The 19,775-nt window shown below is 62.8% G+C and carries 18 protein-coding genes; 15 read left to right on the forward strand and 3 right to left on the reverse strand.

The window, feature by feature from the left end:
• Positions 1 to 64 precede the first annotated feature (64 nt).
• Together M3330_RS23730 and M3330_RS23735 are read left to right on the forward strand one after the other, a co-directional pair.
• Positions 65 to 1,114: a DUF2637 domain-containing protein gene (locus M3330_RS23730; RefSeq protein ID WP_255029130.1), complete on the forward strand. Its 1,050-nt coding sequence runs from the start codon at positions 65 to 67 to the stop codon at positions 1,112 to 1,114.
• 119 nt (positions 1,115 to 1,233) lie between these two features.
• Positions 1,234 to 1,626, forward strand: coding sequence for a barstar family protein (locus tag M3330_RS23735; protein ID WP_255029132.1), 393 nt, complete (start codon positions 1,234 to 1,236; stop codon positions 1,624 to 1,626).
• Between the two features lie 288 nt (positions 1,627 to 1,914).
• On the opposite strand, the gene M3330_RS23740 is transcribed toward M3330_RS23735, so the two are convergent.
• Both M3330_RS23740 and M3330_RS23745 read right to left on the reverse strand, forming a co-directional pair.
• On the reverse strand, positions 1,915 to 2,169 hold the full coding sequence (locus M3330_RS23740) for a hypothetical protein (protein WP_064257224.1): 255 nt from the start codon (positions 2,167 to 2,169) through the stop codon (positions 1,915 to 1,917).
• Between the two features lie 29 nt (positions 2,170 to 2,198).
• The gene (locus tag M3330_RS23745; RefSeq protein ID WP_255029134.1) at positions 2,199 to 2,762 is read right to left on the reverse strand and encodes a hypothetical protein; all 564 of its coding nucleotides are present in this window, start codon (positions 2,760 to 2,762) and stop codon (positions 2,199 to 2,201) included.
• Between the two features lie 619 nt (positions 2,763 to 3,381).
• On the opposite strand from M3330_RS23745, the gene M3330_RS23750 reads away from it, so the two are divergent.
• From M3330_RS23750 to M3330_RS23810, 13 genes are all read left to right on the forward strand, one after another.
• On the forward strand, positions 3,382 to 4,545 hold the full coding sequence (locus M3330_RS23750) for a tyrosine-type recombinase/integrase (RefSeq protein ID WP_255029340.1): 1,164 nt from the start codon (positions 3,382 to 3,384) through the stop codon (positions 4,543 to 4,545).
• A 5-nt stretch (positions 4,546 to 4,550) separates the two neighbouring features.
• Complete coding sequence (locus M3330_RS23755) at positions 4,551 to 5,564, forward strand: hypothetical protein (protein WP_121209507.1); 1,014 nt, start codon at positions 4,551 to 4,553, stop codon at positions 5,562 to 5,564.
• Between the two features lie 177 nt (positions 5,565 to 5,741).
• Complete coding sequence (locus tag M3330_RS23760) at positions 5,742 to 8,174, forward strand: type I restriction-modification system subunit M (RefSeq protein WP_220700370.1); 2,433 nt, start codon at positions 5,742 to 5,744, stop codon at positions 8,172 to 8,174.
• Positions 8,171 to 8,641, forward strand: a complete 471-nt coding sequence (locus tag M3330_RS23765; protein ID WP_255029140.1) for a restriction endonuclease subunit S — start codon at positions 8,171 to 8,173, stop codon at positions 8,639 to 8,641. The genes M3330_RS23760 and M3330_RS23765 overlap by 4 nt, the downstream gene beginning before the upstream one ends.
• A gap of 69 nt (positions 8,642 to 8,710) precedes the next feature.
• Positions 8,711 to 9,514: an IS5 family transposase gene (locus M3330_RS23770; RefSeq protein ID WP_255029142.1), complete on the forward strand. Its 804-nt coding sequence runs from the start codon at positions 8,711 to 8,713 to the stop codon at positions 9,512 to 9,514.
• A 138-nt stretch (positions 9,515 to 9,652) separates the two neighbouring features.
• Positions 9,653 to 10,351 (forward strand): hypothetical protein, encoded by a 699-nt coding sequence (locus M3330_RS23775; protein WP_255029143.1) that lies wholly within the window; start codon positions 9,653 to 9,655, stop codon positions 10,349 to 10,351.
• A 34-nt stretch (positions 10,352 to 10,385) separates the two neighbouring features.
• Positions 10,386 to 10,679 (forward strand): transposase, encoded by a 294-nt coding sequence (locus M3330_RS23780; protein WP_006898371.1) that lies wholly within the window; start codon positions 10,386 to 10,388, stop codon positions 10,677 to 10,679.
• The gene (locus tag M3330_RS23785) at positions 10,676 to 11,560 is read left to right on the forward strand and encodes an IS3 family transposase (protein ID WP_204650704.1); all 885 of its coding nucleotides are present in this window, start codon (positions 10,676 to 10,678) and stop codon (positions 11,558 to 11,560) included. The genes M3330_RS23780 and M3330_RS23785 overlap by 4 nt, the downstream gene beginning before the upstream one ends.
• Before the next feature lie 69 nt (positions 11,561 to 11,629).
• Positions 11,630 to 12,547 (forward strand): GIY-YIG nuclease family protein, encoded by a 918-nt coding sequence (locus tag M3330_RS23790; RefSeq protein WP_369683128.1) that lies wholly within the window; start codon positions 11,630 to 11,632, stop codon positions 12,545 to 12,547.
• A 3-nt stretch (positions 12,548 to 12,550) separates the two neighbouring features.
• Complete coding sequence (locus tag M3330_RS23795; RefSeq protein WP_255029147.1) at positions 12,551 to 15,646, forward strand: type I restriction endonuclease subunit R; 3,096 nt, start codon at positions 12,551 to 12,553, stop codon at positions 15,644 to 15,646.
• Positions 15,633 to 16,352 (forward strand): M48 family metallopeptidase, encoded by a 720-nt coding sequence (locus M3330_RS23800; protein WP_121209503.1) that lies wholly within the window; start codon positions 15,633 to 15,635, stop codon positions 16,350 to 16,352. The genes M3330_RS23795 and M3330_RS23800 overlap by 14 nt, the downstream gene beginning before the upstream one ends.
• 421 nt (positions 16,353 to 16,773) lie before the next feature.
• A complete protein-coding gene (locus M3330_RS23805) occupies positions 16,774 to 17,067 on the forward strand; it encodes a transposase (RefSeq protein WP_006898371.1) in 294 nt (97 codons plus the stop codon).
• Entirely contained in the window at positions 17,064 to 17,948 is an 885-nt protein-coding gene (locus M3330_RS23810; RefSeq protein WP_204650704.1) for an IS3 family transposase, read from the forward strand. The genes M3330_RS23805 and M3330_RS23810 overlap by 4 nt, the downstream gene beginning before the upstream one ends.
• Before the next feature lie 561 nt (positions 17,949 to 18,509).
• Here M3330_RS23810 and M3330_RS23815 read toward each other — a convergent pair.
• On the reverse strand, positions 18,510 to 19,667 hold the full coding sequence (locus M3330_RS23815) for a DUF3089 domain-containing protein (RefSeq protein WP_255029150.1): 1,158 nt from the start codon (positions 19,665 to 19,667) through the stop codon (positions 18,510 to 18,512).
• Between the last annotated feature and the right edge of the window lie 108 nt (positions 19,668 to 19,775).

The following is a 19,775-nucleotide window of genomic DNA, read 5'->3' on the forward strand; positions in this document are numbered from 1 at the left end:
GGCTGCAACCGCAAGGGGACCGTTGACCAGGACTACCACCCGTCAGGAAGGACACCATCCCGTCATGCCCGACGATACAACCCCGCCCGCAACCGCGTTGCGAACCGAGTTGCCCGTGAGCCGACAGATGACACTGGCGTTGGTGACCGTGGCCGCCATGACCCTGTTCATCGCAGCGCTGTCCTTCATCCTGTCGTTCGATGCACTTCGAGCCCTGGCGATCGAGGTCGGTGTGCAACCGGGACGAGCATGGATGGCGCCGGTTGCCATCGACGTTGCCCAAGCTGCTGCAACCGCCGGCTATGTCATCTTCCGCATCTCCGGCCGCGGCCGATACACCCTTGCGTACTGCGCCACGTTGGCCGTGGTGACGGTGTTGTTGAGTGTGGTCGGCAACGCCTTCCATGCCTGGCAGACAGCTGAGCGCAACCTTGCCCGAGTTGCAGCAGGGGAGGACCTCGGGTTCGTTCCGCAGGTCCCCTGGATCGGAGCGCTGTTTGCCGCGATTTTCCCGCTGCTGTGGCTTGCGTTGTTCCACTTGTTCGTGATGATGATCCAGCGCAACCAACCCTCTCCCGGTACTCCGGCGCTTACCAACACCGTGGCGCCCGCTTCGACTGTCTTTGCCACCGCGCCTCGGATCGCGGTGCGTCCCGAGCCTCGTGCTCCCGGAGACGGCGCAACCGCTGACGGCGGTCTGGCAACCCCTCACAGCGCCGCGCACGCACCGTTGCAGGGCGGGCCCGTGACCGAACAGAGCGATGCAACTGCTTCGGGAACCACCTTCGCCTGCAACTCGGTTGTCGAGCCGACAACAATGGAACAACCTGCGGTGTCCGTCACGCGCAACGGATATGCGCAGACCCAGGAGGGATTGCTTCGATTCCTCGCTGACTCCGAGTTCCACGAGACCGTGCAAGTCGTGGCATCGATGATGATCAAGTCCCCGCAACTGCGGCAGATCGATGTTGCTCACCGATTGCAGATCGACAAGTCCACCGTCAGCCGGCGGTGGCGGCAGTTCTGTCAGGCGGCCGAAACCGAGGGGTTCCTGGTCCCGCCATTGCCTGCAATCGAGACCGCTGATCCGGTGAAAGAGCCCTCCCTCGTCTAGACCTCCGTCTCGGAACCTTGCCCAAGCGGCGGCGGAGAACGCTGTCCGCCGCCGCCTATGCGCTGCGACCGGCAGATTGTGCGGAAGGTCGGGGCGGTGACGATGAGGATGGAGCTGGAATGCCGAAGAGAGATGCCGTGTACTTCATCGACGGCCGTCGCATTCGGTCGCTTGAGGATTTTCTCTCTGTTGTGGGCGAAGCAGTATCGGGGCCCGGTGGGTATTTTGGTCGCAATCTGGATGCCTTCGCTGACTGTCTGACCGGCGGATATGGCACACCCGAAGACGGGACGTTTCGTTTCGTCTGGCAGTACAGTCGCGAGTCACGCTCAGCTCTCGGGTACGCAGAGACTGTTCGCCAGCTTGAGATCCGGTTCGAGCAATGCCATCCCGACAACAAGGCGAGGGTTCACCGAGAGTTGGACCGCGCGATCGCTGCCGAGGGGCCGACAGTGTTCGATTGGCTTGTGGATATTTTCGAGTTCCGCAACGTCGAACTCGAACTTCAGTAGGAGAACGCCTTTGCTAAGGCATCCGTCCTTCAAGTCGGTCGCGCCGGAGTAAGGGTCGTCGCGAGAGGATCTCCGCTGTCCTGTACGGATCTGACCTCAACCTCGCTGGTCCGGACACTTTTCAGGTCCCGCTACTGACATGAAATCGAGAAACCGACACCGGAAAAGAAGCCCGTTGTCGAGATGCAGCGAAGACTGACCGGAAACGCTGCTGCAGATCGACAGCTAACGGGCGTGGTGACAGCGCTCGTCCATGTTGGTGCAGTCCGACGCTTACACGATGCGCCCCTACCGAGGTGTACGCCGCGTAAGGCTCCACCCGGTCCGGTGAACGAGCGTCCCGACCAGTGCTCCCAGCACGCCACTGCCGAAAACCAGTGCGGCCATGTACCCGAAGGGCGAGGGGGAGTCGATGCGGACGGACGCGAAGTCGAGCGACTGGTAGCCGGCGGTGTAGAAGTCGAACGGTTGCGAGGCGAAGCCCCACAACACGGCAGCGCCAGCGATCCCGCACATCACACCGAACCCGGTGAACACCAGCACAGTCAGGATTGTCGACCTCGGCCGCGGCTTCATGATCCGTCCGTCGCCGAGCCGCCGGCTCCGTCCGTCGAGGGCGGGATGTTCTCCGGGATACCGTAGCCCGGCATCTCCCACAGTGGTGCGGGTTCGAGGACGCTGTCGTCGTCGGGCCACAGCCGCAGACGCCACACATCCCCCGGGGTGGTCGAACCGGGCCAGCCGTAGTTGACGAAACCACGGCCGGACACCTGCACCCCATACTGCCCGGGCGGCACCGCAACGGTGACCGGCTCGGTGGTCGGGGACGACAGGCTCAGCATCCCGGACCCGTCGACTTCGAGGCGGTCTTCGCTGACCTGCTGCCACTCCGAACGATCGGCTGCGGGGCGGCGGCCAAAGACCTGCACGTCCACGCGCATCTCGAAGTTGTTCTGATGCGGGCACAGCACCACAACCATGGTGCCGTCGCCGGCGCTGGGCTGCTTCGCCTGGGCGTGTTCGAGCAGCTCGAGCTCGTTGTCGATGTCCCCGAGTCCTCCGTCGAGACAGAACTGCCCATAATCCATCGCCAGTACCACCGTCGATTCCGCGACCGGGCTCGTCTGTGCGTTCATGGCGGTGATCTTGACACGCCTACCCGACAACCTTGCGGTTCCGCGCCGATGATCGCAGCCGCCGCCCATCGAAACAGCGATCTCGATCGGTGCACCCCGAAGCAGCGGGCGGATTGACAGGCTACTTTCACAGAAAGTAGGTGACGCTGACTGCTCTTCGTGCGAATAAGTGCAGGCACAAGCGGTTTCGACCCAAGTGATCGTGGTCGATCCAGGCGGTCGGGCTTGTCCATTTTCCCTGCATCTCAACACCTACTGTCGAGATGCAGTGAAGATTGACAGGACACGCCGCTACAGATTGACAGAGGCTCGGTGAGACGAGAGCGCCGGTCAAGGTGTCATTCCAGGAAACCGCAGCTCAGAAGCCTTATAAAGCTGTAGTCGGCCCAGTTAATCTGCCCCGCCCATCTCGCTCATCTTCGCTGCATCTCGACAAAGCTAAAACGTATGAATGGTATAAATCGGGCGAGCTTGGGTGTGTCACTCATGGTTTGTACGGCGTTGGTGCTGCTAATTGCCATTAGCGCACCATCACCGTCAAAACCCCTGCTGAGCGCGTTTTCCGGTGGAAACCTGTCCGAACGGGGCGGTAGGCTCCCGTTCCGTGCCCGACGACCTGATCCACCGCCGCCCGGACGACGTTTCCGCGCCTGTCCCGACCTCGTCGGACCCAGCCGCGCCGTCCGTGCCGGTGTTACCGACTGAGACCCTCACGCAGGTGGCCGGGGCGGCGTCGCGGTCGCGCGCAGAGTCGACGCGCCGCAACTACACCGCCGACTGGGCCCGGTTCACCGCCTGGTGCCAGCGCGAAGGACATGGCGCGTTGCCGGCGCATCCGCTCACCGTCGCCGCCTACCTCCTCGACGCGGCGTCGACCGTGACTGAGGCGGGGGAGCGGGCCTACTCCCCGGCGACCCTGGCGCGGTGGGTGGCCGGGATCGGCTACCACCATCGCCGCGCCGGTCATCCCGCCCCCGGGGCGGACGAGCTGGTCACTGCGACCCTGTCCGGGATCCGCCGGGACTACGCGGCGGCGGGGGAGCGGCCCCGGAATCCGCGGGCGCCGCTGCTCACCGCCGACGTCGTCACCATCGTCGAGAAGATGCGGGCGGACTGCGGCGGCTGGGCCGCGGAGGTCCTCGAACGCCGCGACTCCGCCATCTTCTTGTTGGGGTTCGCCGGGGCGTTCCGCCGCGGCGAACTCGTCGCACTGACCTGCAACGACGTGTCCTTGCATCGGCTCGACGGCCTGCACATCCGCCTCCGCAAATCGAAGACCGATCAGGAAGGCCGCGGCACCGTCCGGGCCTTGCCGTTCACCCACTCGCATGCGAGTTGCCCGCCGTGTGCGTGGCTGCGGTGGGCGCAGGTCGTCGCCGCCTTCGACTCCGGGGGCCGTCCCGCCGTGATCCGCCTGCTCCGGAACGCGGAGCCGTTCGAGGCGCACGTGTGCCGGGGACTCCGGCCGCGCATGGTCCCGGCGTCGCCGTGGTTGCGGGCGATCCGGAAGAACGGCAATCTGTCCGAGACCGCGTTGTCGGGGGCGGCGGTGCACCAGGTGATCCGTCGTCGCGCCGAGCAGGCCGGTTACGACCCCGAGATCGTCCAACAGCTCGGTGGGCATTCGTTGCGAGCGGGGTTCGTCACTCAGGCCTTCCGCAACGGCGCGTCCGCGCACGCGATCATGCGCCAGACCGGGCACAGCACCCCCGCCATGCTCGAAACCTACGCTCGCGAACACGCCCCGCTCATCGGGAACGCTGTGACGAATCTCGGGTTGTGACTGCGATGACCAGCATCGGACGAGACGACATCCGCCGCAACGATGTTCACGATGCCGCCCTGGGCCTACGCATCCCGAGTCGCTACCGGCACGACTGGGCATTGTTCGCCGACTGGTGCGCGGCCGCCGACCACCATCCGATCCCCGCCGCACCCGACACCCTGGCACTGTTCCTGCACGAACACCCCGCCGCGGACGCGACCCAGCGGCGCCGTCTGTCGGCGATCAACGCCGTCCACACCGATCACGGCTACCCCGCCACCGGGCGAACCGAGACGGTGCGGCGGCACCTCGATGCCACCCGCGCTTCGCGTCTCGACCGGCTCGGGCGCCTTCTGATGCAGAAAGCGGTCGAGCTGCCCAGCGCCGGGTGGCCCAGCGGACTGTTCGGCCGCCGCGACGCCCTGCTGTTGGTTCTCGCCGCGACCGGTATGAGCTTTGTCGACATCACCCGGCTGCGCCGCCGTGACCTCCGCCTCGACAGTGGCACCCTGGTGGCCACCATCCGGACCGGTGAACGGTTCCGTCTCCCACCGGATCCCGAGACCGGGGACAACCCTGCGGTGGGGATCTACCGGCGATGGGCGGAGATCCAGACGTTCCTCGACCAATATCCCGGCACGCATCTGCTGCGCCATCACCTCACCGATCCCATCGAGATCATCGCGGACCCGTTGGATGCAGAGCAGGGCCGGCAACCACTGTTGTGTCCGATCGACCGCTGGGGACACCTCCCGCACGCACACCCGATGACCCCGCAGTCGGTGTCGATGCTGGTACGGGCACACCTATCCGGCCGCGCTCCGACGCGGAAGGTGTTGCCCGTTCCCCCACAGGACGAGGTCGACGCCCGGATCGAACCCGACCTCGTCCTCGATTCCGGTTACTACGAGCGCGGCATCGCCGCTCGTCGCCGCGACCACGAGAGCCTCGACAACCTCACCGATGTTTTCGATGACATCGAAGCGCGTACCGATGCGCTCCTCGGGGACCTGATAGCGGTGCTGGAGGGATGCTGAACCAGTACTCACCTCGGCTGAGCTGGTGCACGTCGGCACGCAGGCTGGGAGGGCCGAGATGGGACGGGCGCCGACTGAGCGGCGTCCTGGAGGCGACTCCCGTCCCCGATCGGTTTGTCGAGGTGGCACGATTCAATGCAGGTTCGAACGATCCGCAGGCACGACAGGAAGGCGACCGTGGCGCTCAAGAAGTCCGATCTGTACTCGTCGTTGTGGGCAAGCTGCGACCAGCTCCGCGGCGGGATGGACGCCAGCCAGTACAAGGACTACATCCTGACGCTGCTGTTCGTGAAGTACGTGTCCGACAAGGCCAAGACCGATCCGAACAGCCTGATCGACGTACCGGAGGGTGGCTCGTTCGACGACATGCTCGCCGCCAAGGGTGACAAGGAGATCGGCGACCGCTTCAACAAGATCATCGCCTCGCTGGCCGAGGCCAACGGTCTGCGCAACGTCATCGACCAGGCCGACTTCAACGACGAGGAAAAACTCGGCAAGGGCAAGGAGATGCAGGACCGGCTCTCCAAGCTGGTCACCATCTTCAACGACCTGGACTTCCGCGGTTCCCGCGCCGAGGGCGACGACCTGCTCGGCGACGCCTACGAGTATCTGATGCGCCACTTCGCCACCGACTCCGGCAAGTCCAAGGGCCAGTTCTATACCCCCGCCGAGGTTTCTCGCATCCTCGCCAAGGTTGTCGGCATCGGACCGCACACCCGCCAGGATCACACCGTCTACGACCCGGCCTGCGGGTCCGGCTCGCTGCTGCTCAAAGCCGCCGCCGAGGCCCCGCGCGGCATGACGATCTACGGCCAGGAAAAAGACAACGCCACCTGGGCGCTGTCGAAGATGAACATGATCCTGCACGGCAACGAGATCGCCGAGATCGAGAAGGGCGACACTATCACCAGCCCGCAGTTCACCCGCAACGACCAACTGCGGACCTTCGACTTCGTCGTCATGAACCCGCCGTTCTCGGTCAAATCCTGGAGCAACGGACTCGAGCACGACTACGGCCGCTTCGAATACGGCCGCCCCCCGGAGAAGAACGGCGACTACGCCTTCCTGCTGCACGCGCTCAAGTCCCTCAACAGCACCGGCAAGGCCGCGATCATCCTGCCGCACGGGGTGCTGTTCCGCGGCCACGCCGAGGCGACGATCCGCCGCAACCTGCTCCAACACGGCTTCGTCAAAGGGGTCATCGGGTTGCCGGCGAACCTGTTCTACGGCACCGGCATCCCGGCCTGCATCGTCGTCCTCGACAAGGAGAACGCCCCGGCCCGCACCGGGGTGTTCATGATCGACGCCTCCAAAGGCTTTATGAAGGACGGCAACAAGAACCGCCTGCGCAGCCAGGACATCCACAAGATCGTCGACACCTTCACCAAGCAGATCGAGATCGACCGCTACTCCCGAATGGTGCCGCTCAGCCAGATCGCCGATCCGAAAAACGACTACAACCTCAACATCCCCCGCTACATCGACTCCTCCGAACCCGAAGACCTCCAGGACCTGCACGCCCACCTCCACGGCGGCATCCCCGACCGCGACCTCGACGCCCTGAGCGACTACTGGGACGCCTTCCCCCAGCTACGCGGTCACCTCTTCACCCCGAACCGTCCCGGCTACAGCGACCTGGCCATCGACGTGAGCCAGGTCCAGCAGGCCATCCTCGACTCCACCGAGTTCCGCAAGTTCACCGATGAAGCCCGCACGCTGACCACCGACTGGTTCGCCGCGCACCGCAACACACTTGCAGCCATCGACACAGACACCACACCGAACGACCTGATCGCCACCCTGGGCGATGACTTGCTGGCCCGCTTCAAACCCATCCCACTGCTCGACGAATACGACATCTACGAACAGCTCATGACCTACTGGCACGAGGTCATGCACGACGACGTCTACCTGATCATGGCCGACGGCTGGCTCGCCGCCGCCCAACCCCGCCAAACGATCGAGGACAAGGACCGCAAGCTCTCCGAAACCCCCGACCTGGTCGTCGGATCCGGGCGCAGCGCCATCAAATACAAGACGGACCTCATTCCCCCGGGACTGATCGTCGCCCGCTACTTCGCCGACGCAAAGGCCAGAATCGACGACCTTACCGCCTCTGCCGACGAGGCCACCCGCGCCGTCGAGGAATACCTTGAAGAACACGCCGTCGAGGACGGACTGCTCACCGACGCCATGGACGACGACAAAATCTCCAAAGCCCTCGTCACCGCCCGCCTGAAGGCAACCAAGAAGAATGGTGATCCCGACGAGATCGAAGCACTGCAGCAGGCGATCGAGCTGTACAACACCGAAGCCGCCACCAAGAAAACCCTCAAGGACGCCCAGAACGACCTCGACCTCGCCACTCTCAAAAAGTACGGCGACCTGACCGAGAACGACATCAGGACACTCGTGCTCGACGACAAATGGCAGTCAACCATCAAGCGCCGTATCACCGGTGAAGTGGAAGCACTCACGCTTGACTTGGTGGCCCGCATTCAACAACTTGGCGAACGCTACGCCGAGACCGCTGACGATCTCGATGCTGAACTCCAGAAGCTCGATGGCAAGGTCACACGCCATCTCGTCGATATGGGGGTCGAATCGTGACTGCATCAGCGAGGTGGGAACCGCGGCGTATAGGCGAACTCGTCGCGCTCACGAGCGGGCAGAGTCCGTCTGCTTTCAAGTTCGGCACAGGAGGCACTCCGTACTACAAGGTCGATCAGCTGGGACGGTCTCAGAAGTACCTCACGCGAACCTCAACCCCGTACTTTTCGGCAACCCTGCCCACCGTTCCTGCGGGAAGCGTCTTGATCGCGAAACGGGGCGGAGCGATCGCGCTCAATCGCGTCCGATTGCTCACCGAGCCAAGCTTCATGGATACGAATGTCATGGCTCTCACGCCCGGCACCGAGATTGACTCGGAGTTCCTCTATTACTGGCTTGGTCATCGCGGGCTGTGGGATATTGCGGATGTAACGTCCGTTCCTCAGATCAACAACAAGCACATCATTGAGGTTTTCTCACCAGAGAGTCACCGACGACAGCAAAGACATCCGAACGGTGTGGCGTGAAAAGAGGACGTGGGGTCCTGCCTGGTAGGGATTGTTTCGAGCAAGAAGCAACCCGGAGCAGGACCCCACGTGATTACCTATCGTGCCACGCTCGACGTACCCGAGCACACCCTGACCTTCGTCGCCCGTATCCTCGCTGCCCACCGCCGCAGGACCGATCGCCGACCGTGGCAGCGGGCCGCGACCGTCTACGTCCAGGCTCTGATGGTGCTGCGCTGGTTCCGCGACGGCACCGACGTCGCCACCCTGGCCCGCGATGCCCGCATCTCGCAGGCCACCGCCTACCGGTATCTCCACGAAGGTATCGACGTGATCGCCGCGCACGCCCCGAACCTGCACGACGTGCTCGAACGTGGGATCGAGTCCGGCTGGGAGCATGTCTGTCTCGACGGCACCCTCATCGCCTCGACTCGCTGCCGGGAGCGTTCCGAGTCCGGGCACGACGTGTGGTACTCGGGTAAACATCGCCGCCATGGCGGCAACGTCCAGGTCCTGACCGATCCGACCGGCTACCCGATCTGGGTGTCCGAGGTTGCCCCCGGTTCGGTGCACGACCTCACCGCTGCTCGTCGGGGCGGGATCCTCGGCGCCCTCTACCACGCTGCCGCCGGCGGGATGCCCACCCTCGCCGACAAGGGGTACACCGGTGCCGGGATCGGCGTCCACGTCCCGACGAAAGGCCACGGTCTCGATGCCGGCGCCCGCTGCCGCAACACGCTGCTGTCTGCGATGCGCGCTCCGGCCGAACGCGCGAACGCGCTGCTGAAGACCCGGTGGAAGGCGCTGCAGCGAATCAGTCTATGTCCGTGGAGGATCGGCTCGATCGCTGCTGCCGCCCTCGTTCTTCTTCACCTACAAGCGCCGGCCTGGTGAGAAAACCTCATTCCGTTAGAGATCGAGCTGCCGACGATCGTCGAGCAGCTCAGAATTGTCTCTGCCTTACGTGATGCTGACGATCTGATCTCGACCCTCGAACGTCTCATATCCAAGAAGGAGGCGATCAAGCAGGGCATGATGCAGCAGCTCCTGACCGGCCGCACACGCCTACCAGGATTCGAAGACGAATGGTCGGAAATCCGGCTCGGTGATCACGTGAACTATGTAAAGACAGTGGCCCTCTCGCGGGCGCAACTTGATGCGAAGTCATCATTAAAGTACCTCCACTACGGAGACATCCACACTCGATCTTCTGTGCTGCTCGACGCGGCATCAGAAGACATGCCGCGCGCGAATGCGAAGCTCGCCGCGCGGGCAGGGCTGCTACAGCGCGGCGACGTTGTGTTTGCAGACGCCTCTGAAGACCCGGCAGGAGTTGGTAAGTCGGTTGAGATCACGGGTACTCCAAATACTGGAGTTGTTCCCGGGCTTCATACGATCGCCGCACGCTTCGATAAGTCTGTGCTTGCCGACGGGTTCAAGGCATACCTCCAGTTTATTCCATCGTTTCGCGATCAGTTGTTGCGCCTAGCAGCTGGAACGAAGGTGTTGGCTACGACCCGTTCCTACATTTCGAGTATCACGCTGACGCTTCCCGACATTGCCGAGCAGGGGGTAATAGCTGAGGTTCTGCGGGACGCCGATCGAGAAGTCGAAGTTCTCCGCGTTCGCCTGGCCAAGGCGCAGGACATCAAGGCTGGCATGATGCAGCAGCTTTTGACCGGTCGTACGCGTTTGTGGACCGTTCCCGCTCTGGTGGACACCCGGAGATGAGCGGTGAGTTCCCCCAAGATAGAGGGAGCGGATTATGGGATCTACTCGTCGGAGCTTCACTGCCGAGTACAAGGCCAACGCGGTAAGTTTGGTCATCGATGATGGCCGTGCGATCGCCGAAGTTGCACGCAGTATCGGCGTTCACGAGATGACGTTGGGGAAATGGGTGAAGAAGACTCGAGACGAGGGAAACGGTGAGTCTGACCGCCCGTTGAATGAGGACGAGCGGGCGGAACTCGAGCGCCTTCGCGAAGAAGTGAAGCACGCCCGGATGGAGGTGGAGTTCGCAAAAAAAGTAGCGACCTGGTTCGCGAAAGACCCGCGGTGAAATTCGCGGCTATCGCGGACTGGGCTGAATCCGATTCATATCCGGTCACGTTCATGTGTGCTCAACTCGGCGTATCGACTTCTGGCTACTACAAGTGGCGCGGCAAGTCGCGCTCAGCTCGAGACCTCCGAGACGACGAGTTAACAGCGCTGATCGAGTACCACTACGAGCACCTCAACGGCCGTCCCGGCGTTCGGCGCATGCGTGCGGAACTCGCCGCCGGCGGCCACCGGGTCTCGCACAAGCGGGTGTGGCGGCTCATGAAGGTCGCAGGTCTGGAAGGCCGCCACCCGAAGGCGTGGAAACGCACCACCGTCGCCGGAGACAGCCCCGTTGGGGCACCTGACCTCATCGGCCGCGACTTCACGGCGGCCGAGGCGAACACCAAATGGTGCGGCGATATTACTTACGTACGGACCTGGAACGGCTGGGCGTACCTGGCCACCGTCATCGATCTGCACTCCCGGATGGTCGTCGGATGGGCCGTGGCCGACCACATGCGAACCGAGCTGGTCACCGACGCACTGGACATGGCCATCGCTCGTCGTCGACCACCCGGAAAAGTCATATTCCACAGCGATCGCGGAACTCAATACACGTCCACCGACTTCGATAAGTACTGCACGAAAAACAATATCCGACGATCATTGGGGCGCACTGGCATTTGTTTCGACAACGCGGTCGCAGAATCATTCTTCGCGAGCTACAAGAAGGAACTCATTCACACGCGCCCGTGGCCCACTCTAAAAGCACTCAAAAAGAGCACATTCACCTGGATTGAGGAGTACTACAATAGGGCCCGACGACATTCCACACTGGGCTATTTGACACCAGCCGAGTTTGAACTAGGATTCAGAGACATATACGAACTCGCCGCTTAATTGCAGTGGCCACTTTAGCGGGAACACTCCATTGCCTGCGGGGTCCGACGGGTGAGTGTTGGTAAGTCAGTGCGTTTGTTTCTGGCTGATGGCACGCCGGGGGGGTTGTTGACGGCGGAGATCATGAATTGGACCGGTCATGTGGTGGCGGCGCCGCGGTCGGATCTGGCGGCCTTGTTGAAGCGTCCAGAAACTAGTCGCACCGGTATCTACATCCTGCTCGGAGACGATCCGGACAGCTTGGGTGGGCAGCTGGCGTATATCGGTGAGGGCGATGACGTCAGTGCACGGCTGTATCAGCACGCCCGCTCGGAGGATCAGCGGGGGAAGGATTTCTGGGACCGGGCGATCGTGTTGACCAGCAAGGACACCAACCTGACCAAGGCGCACGCCCGCTATCTGGAGAGCCGGTTTCTCACCCTCGCGGTGCAGGCCGGCCGGGCCCGGTTGACCAATGGCACAAATCCGCCGCCGATCGCGTTGCCCGAGGCGGATGTGTCGGACATGGAGTACTTCGTCGAGCAGGCCAAGATCGTGCTGCCGGTGCTCGGGGTGAACATCTTCCGAGCGCCAATCACAGCTCCCGCCGTTGCGAATCCGGAGACCGTGGCCCGTCGGAGCGAGTCGCCGGTGTTCGAGATGACGCTGCGCAAGTTCGGTATCACCGCCCGGGCCCGGGAGGTCGACGGAGAGTTCACCGTGCTGGAAGGCTCCGGTGCGCGGCTGACGTGGACCGGAGCGGAGAGCCACAGCTACGTGAGTTTGCGGGCGAAATTGGAGCAGGATGGCACCCTCGTCCCAGCTCCGGACGGTTCCTTGATGCGGTTTGTCCGCAATCATGTGTTCGCTAGTCCGAGCGCGGCCGCGGCGATCGTCGCCGGTCGCAGCGCCAACGGCCGCAAGGAGTGGGTGATCGAGGGACGCCGCACCACCTACGGTGAGTGGGAAACCGAAGGCATCGATGCGGCCATGACACAAGGGGCGTAAGGGATGAGTGACGTCGGGCAGATCGAGCGCAAGACCCAGGACCGGGTGGTGGCGCTGTTCCGCGACCAGCTGGGCTATGAGTATCTCGGGAACTGGGCCACGCGTGCCGGTAACGCAAACATCGAAACCGCGTTGCTGACCGCCAGCCTGAAGGCCCGCGGGTACGACGCCCCGCTCATCAACCGGGCCCTTGATCAGCTCGGCAAGGCCGCGGCGGTCGGGGCCGGGCATGGTCTGTACGAGGCGAACCGGGAGGTGTATGGGTTGCTGCGCTACGGGGTGAAGGTGCGCCCCGGGTTCGGTGAGCAGACCGAGACGGTGTGGCTGATCGACTGGAAGAACCCGCACGCAAACCATTTCGCGATCGCCGAGGAAGTCACCGTCGCCGGGCAGCACACCAAACGCCCCGACCTCGTGCTGTACGTCAACGGGCTGGCCCTGGCCACCCTGGAACTCAAACGCTCGAAGGTGGCGGTGTCGGAGGGGATCCGGCAGACCATCGGTAATCAGCGCCCGGAGTTCATCGGCTCGTTCTTCTCCACGGTGCAGTTCGTGTTCGCCGGCAACGACGTCGAAGGCCTGCGCTACGGGGTGCTCGACACCCCGGAAAAATACTGGCTGGAGTGGAAAGAACCCTCCGAGATCCCCGATCCCCTCGACCGCGGACTGGTGCAGCTGTGCCGCAGAGAGCGGCTGCTCGAGCTGATCCACGACTTCATCGTCTTCGACACCGGGGTGAAGAAGGCACCCCGACACAACCAGTACTTCGGGGTCAAGGCCGCCCAGGCACGGATCGCCCAGCGTGAGGGCGGCATCATCTGGCACACCCAGGGCTCGGGCAAGTCCTTGACGATGGTGTGGCTGGCGAAGTGGATCCGGGAGAACCAGCCCGATGCGCGAGTGCTGCTGATCACCGACCGCACCGAACTCGACGAACAGATCGAACGAGTCTTCCAGGGCGTCGACGAGCAGGTCTACCGCACCACCAGCGGCGCGGATCTGATCGGCACCCTCAACACCAGCGAGCACTGGCTGATCTGTTCGCTGATCCACAAGTTCCGCGGCACCGACACCGGCAAGGACGCCGACGAGGAGGCCACGGCGAAGTTCATCCAAGAACTGCGCGCCACCGTCCCGACAGATTTCACGGCCAAGGGCAACATCTTCGTGTTCGTCGACGAGGCACACCGAACCCAATCGGGGGCGATGCACGAGGCGATGAAACAGCTGTTGCCGGGTGCGATGTTCATCGGCTTCACCGGCACCCCGCTGCTCAAGGCGGACAAGGCCACCAGCATCGAAACGTTCGGTACGTTCATCCACACCTACAAGTTCGACGAGGCCGTCACCGACGGCGTGGTGCTGGATCTGCGATACGAGGCCCGCCACATCGACCAACAGCTCACCGCCCCAGCCCAGGTCGACGCGTGGTTCGACGCGAAAACCAAGGGCATGACCGACCTGTCGAAGGCGGAGCTGAAGAAACGGTGGGGCACCATGCAGAAGGTCCTCACCAGCAAGTCGAGGGCCGAGAAGATCGTCTCCGACATCCTGCTCGACATGGAAACCAAACCCCGCCTGATGGACGGTCGCGGCAACGCCATGCTGGTGGGCTCGAGCATCTACCAGGCCTGCAAGTTCTACGACATGTTCGTCGCCGCGGGCTTCAAAGGCAAATGCGCCATCGTCACCAGCTACACCCCCAACGCGAGCGATGTGGCGAAGGAAGACGCCGGGGTAGGGGACACTGAAAAACGCTTCCAGTACGACACCTACCGGCGGATGCTCGCCGATTTCTTCGGCGAACCCGTCGACACGGTGGCCACCCCGGCCAAGGTCGAGGCGTTCGAGCAGGCCGTCAAGCGCCAGTTCCGCGAAAATCCCGGGCAGATGCGGCTGCTGATCGTCGTCGACAAACTCTTGACCGGCTTCGATGCCCCGTCGGCGACATATCTGTACATCGACAAGAAGATGCGCGATCACGGCCTGTTCCAGGCGATCTGCCGCGTCAACCGGCTTGACGGGGACGACAAGGACTACGGCTACATCGTCGACTACCAGGACCTGTTCAACTCCCTCGAATCGGCCATCACCGACTACACCTCCGGCGCCCTGGACGGCTACGAGAAACAAGACATCGACGGGCTGCTGTCGGACCGCATCGACAAAGCCCGCGACAATCTCGACGACGCCCTCGAACGGGTCCGGGCCCTCATCGAGCCCGTCGCCCCGCCCAAGGGCACACTCCAGTACCAGCAGTACTTCTGTGCGCTCGAACCCGGAAACAGCGACCAGCTCAAGGCGAATGAACCCAAACGCGTCGAGCTGTACAAGTCGATCGCCGCCGCGGTGCGGGCGTACGGCAACCTCGCCAACGAGATGACCGATGCCGGCTACACCCCGGTCGAAGCCGACACGATCCGCCAAGAGGTCGCCCACTACGTCGATGTGCGGGCCGAGGTGAAACTCGGTGCCGGCGAGAACATCGACTTCAAGCAGTACGAGGCCGGGATGCGGTACCTGCTCGACACCTACATCCAAGCCGATGCCTCCCAGATCGTGGCGAACTTCGCCGACACCGGGCTGATCGAGCTCATCGTCCAGCACGGCGCCGGGGCCATCGACACCCTCCCACCGGGGATCAAGAAGGACCCGGAAGCGGTGGCGGAGACGATCGTCAACAACATCCGGCAGGTGATCGTCGACGAGCACGCCTTGAATCCGAAGTACTACGACTCCATGAGCACCCTGCTCGACGCGATCCTCGACGAACGCCGCCGCCAAGCCCTCGACTACCAGCAGTACCTGACCCAGCTGATCGACACCGCCAAGAAGGTCGGCACCCAGGACTCCGGCACCACCTACCCCGAGTGGGCCGACAACGGCGCCCGCCGCGCCCTGATCGACTTCGGATTCGACGATCCGGCCACACCGATCCAGATCGACACCGCGATCCTGACCAGCAAACCCCACGACTGGGTCGGCCACCCCATGAAAGAAAAAGTCGTCAAACGCGCCCTCCATAAGGTTCTGCCCCCGGACTTCGACCGGATGGACGAGCTGTTCGACCTGATCAAGGCCCGCGATGAGTACCACTAACGCCTACCTGAGCGTGCGCGGCATCGACGTCGACGTGATCTACAAGGACATCAAACACCTCCACATCGGCGTCTACCCACCGTTGGGTCGGGTGCGGATCGCCGCCCCCATGAGGCTCGACGACGACCAGGTGCGCCTGGCGGTGATCCAACGCCTGGCGTGGATCAAACGCCAACGCGACAAACTCCGTGCCGCCGAGCGACAGTCCGAACGCGAGATGGTCACCGGCGAATCCCACTACATCTGGGGGATACGGCGCCGCCTCACCGTCATCGAACGCCCCGGACGGGAGCACGTCGAGATCGACGGCGCCCGCCTGCTGCTCTACACACCCCTCGGCACCTCGGCGGACAAACGCCGCGAGTGCCTCGACCACTGGTACCGCGAACAGCTACGTCAGGTGATCCCCGACCTGATCTCCAAGTGGGAGCGTGAGCTCGGCGTGAGTGTTCCGCAGTGGACGATTCGGCGAATGAAGACCAAATGGGGCTCGTGCAACCGCGAAACCCGGCACCTGTGGTTCAACGTCGAACTCGCCAAGAAGCACCCCGACTGCCTGGAGTACATCATCGTGCACGAGATGATGCATTACTTCGAACGCCACCACGACGAACGCTTCACCGCCTTGATGGACCGGCACCTACCAGACTGGCGACAACGTCGCGATCGACTTAATGAAGCGCCTCTCGGCCACGAGCAATGGTAAGGGCTACCTCCACGGCATAGTTCGCAAGATCGAAGCTGGGTATGCCGGATATGCAGTGCCACACGGGATGAGCGTCGAGTGTCCTGACGGGCTTCACCATTAGACTCATTGCCTGATACAGCATGGGCCGAGAATTCTCGCGCCCGATGACTTGAGGGCGAGGGGGCATCCAATCAATCCCGAATTCGATGAGCGGGAGCGCTCCGCAGTCAACAATCGTCGCGCCCTGACGCTCGGTCCGGAGCCCGTACATGGGTGAAGGCTGGGTCGAAGCGAGCCTGCCGGATGCCCGGGACAAACTCGACAAAGAAGTCTATGCCGTAGTCGAGAAGTTGGTGAAGAAGCAAGGGTTGGACCGTTCCCGCTCTGGTGGACACCCGGAGATGAGCGGTGAGTTCCCCCAAGATAGAGGGAGCGGATTATGGGATCTACTCGTCGGAGCTTCACTGCCGAGTACAAGGCCAACGCGGTAAGTTTGGTCATCGATGATGGCCGTGCGATCGCCGAAGTTGCACGCAGTATCGGCGTTCACGAGATGACGTTGGGGAAATGGGTGAAGAAGACTCGAGACGAGGGAAACGGTGAGTCTGACCGCCCGTTGAATGAGGACGAGCGGGCGGAACTCGAGCGCCTTCGCGAAGAAGTGAAGCACGCCCGGATGGAGGTGGAGTTCGCAAAAAAAGTAGCGACCTGGTTCGCGAAAGACCCGCGGTGAAATTCGCGGCTATCGCGGACTGGGCTGAATCCGATTCATATCCGGTCACGTTCATGTGTGCTCAACTCGGCGTATCGACTTCTGGCTACTACAAGTGGCGCGGCAAGTCGCGCTCAGCTCGAGACCTCCGAGACGACGAGTTAACAGCGCTGATCGAGTACCACTACGAGCACCTCAACGGCCGTCCCGGCGTTCGGCGCATGCGTGCGGAACTCGCCGCCGGCGGCCACCGGGTCTCGCACAAGCGGGTGTGGCGGCTCATGAAGGTCGCAGGTCTGGAAGGCCGCCACCCGAAGGCGTGGAAACGCACCACCGTCGCCGGAGACAGCCCCGTTGGGGCACCTGACCTCATCGGCCGCGACTTCACGGCGGCCGAGGCGAACACCAAATGGTGCGGCGATATTACTTACGTACGGACCTGGAACGGCTGGGCGTACCTGGCCACCGTCATCGATCTGCACTCCCGGATGGTCGTCGGATGGGCCGTGGCCGACCACATGCGAACCGAGCTGGTCACCGACGCACTGGACATGGCCATCGCTCGTCGTCGACCACCCGGAAAAGTCATATTCCACAGCGATCGCGGAACTCAATACACGTCCACCGACTTCGATAAGTACTGCACGAAAAACAATATCCGACGATCATTGGGGCGCACTGGCATTTGTTTCGACAACGCGGTCGCAGAATCATTCTTCGCGAGCTACAAGAAGGAACTCATTCACACGCGCCCGTGGCCCACTCTAAAAGCACTCAAAAAGAGCACATTCACCTGGATTGAGGAGTACTACAATAGGGCCCGACGACATTCCACACTGGGCTATTTGACACCAGCCGAGTTTGAACTAGGATTCAGAGACATATACGAACTCGCCGCTTAATTGCAGTGGCCACTTTAGCGGGAACACTCCACTACACGAAAATCTGCTGACTACCCATCGCATCGCCGGTTGCCTTCTGGCGCTCTACGGTCAGTCCATCGGCCGCATTGTCACCCTCACCACCGACGATCTTGAAGTGACCGATGAGACGGTGTCCATCTAGCTCTCCGGCTCCTGGATCGAACTACCCGAGCCACTAGCGGCAATCGTCAAGCTGCACATCGACAATCGGCCCAACACCAACACCGCAACCAACACCGGCTCGCGATGGCTGTTCCCTGGCTTCGTCCCCGGAGACCACCTACACCGGCAGAGCTTCATCGACACTCTGCGACGTGCCGGCATTCCAGTCCGCGCCACCCGAAACACCACATGGCAGCAACTCGTACGTCACGCACCACCGCAAGTGCTCGCCGAAACACTCGGCGTCAGCGCGACCACCGCTATGGATCACGCGCGACGCGCCGGGTCGGATTGGGCTTTTTACGCAGCTCTGAACTGCACCACAGAGTCGAGCGCAGACCCGCAAGATCCACAGCGGCCTGGTATGACGCGGATGGACTAGTTGCCAGCGAGGTAGGTCTGGATCTGTTGGTCCGCGATCGAGACTAGTCGGTCGTAACCGAGGTTCATGTCGACCAAATGACTGCTGAACAGGGGAAGCTCGTTGACCTGTTGTCCAGGGGTTGTCAAGTGGAACTGGTACATGCGGTACCCGTTGACTTCGGTACATGCTCCGACTGCGCGTTCGGCGCTGGTCGTCCACGTCGTGGCAGAGGTGGGCGCACCATCCGGAAACGAGGTGTATCCCAACAGTATCGAGATGATTCCGAACGCGAACGGTGAACTGGGGATGGTGATCCCGACGGGCCCGGCGTCACCACTGAGCGGACCGGGATCAGTGCAGGCTACTTCGTAGGCCGGTCCCGTTCGCAGCCCGAGCGGAGCGGAGAGTAGATCGATGGAGGAGTTGCCGAACAGAGACAGCAGAGGGTCGGCGACGGCAGTCGAATACGCTACAACGCAGCCTGTTTCGCCTCGTCCGGTGCACAGTGGCACGTTCTCGAAGTCACCGCCCACCGTGCTGCCGCGGGCGGTAAGAACGTTTCCGCCCATCAAGAACGCCCCGACGAGCTGGCTGCGAAGTTGCGGGTTCGGGTCGATCTCGTCGTGAATGAGCTTGCGCAGCATCATCGTTCCCTGTGAATGCCCGACGAGGATCACCCCGCGGCCGTTGTTGTCGTGTGCCAGATAGTCGTTCCATGCCGCCAGAACGTCGGAGTACGCCAACGGCGCGAGAGGAGCGCCGAGCACTCCTCCCGCGATCCCGGGTGTGAGAGTCATCTGGCGATAGATGGGCGCAAAGACTCGGCACTGGGTCGAGAAGCGGGCGGCTTGATAGCTGGCGATCGACTGGATCTCCGGTTGCGCGGTCAGGTCCGCGTTGAGCGCAATTTGATCGCTCACCGTGGGATAGACGTAGAAGCAGTCGACAGGCTTGTCGCTTTCGTTCACCGACTGCGCCGGTGTAACTTTGCCGGTGCCCAGGTCCGTTGTGTCCGAGGGGAGATCGCATGGATCGGAAGCCAGATCGGGGCTGCAGAGCCATTGCGGCGCTATGGCAGGTGCGGGCTGCGCTGCAGCCACCGTGGAATTCAAGAAACCCCCGCAGATCAGCAATACCGTCACCGAAGCGGCCATACGCAAGCTCAGCGTCATCCGATCAATCCTCCGAGCGGCGTCGCCGCCGCGATCACAAAGTTAAACGCCAGTGTTTAACTTTGATCCGAGGCTAGTTTATTGTGACCTGGATTACAACAGTGAATC

The organism is Rhodococcus sp. GA1, assembly GCF_024321955.1.
Lineage (GTDB): Bacteria > Actinomycetota > Actinomycetes > Mycobacteriales > Mycobacteriaceae > Rhodococcus > Rhodococcus pyridinivorans.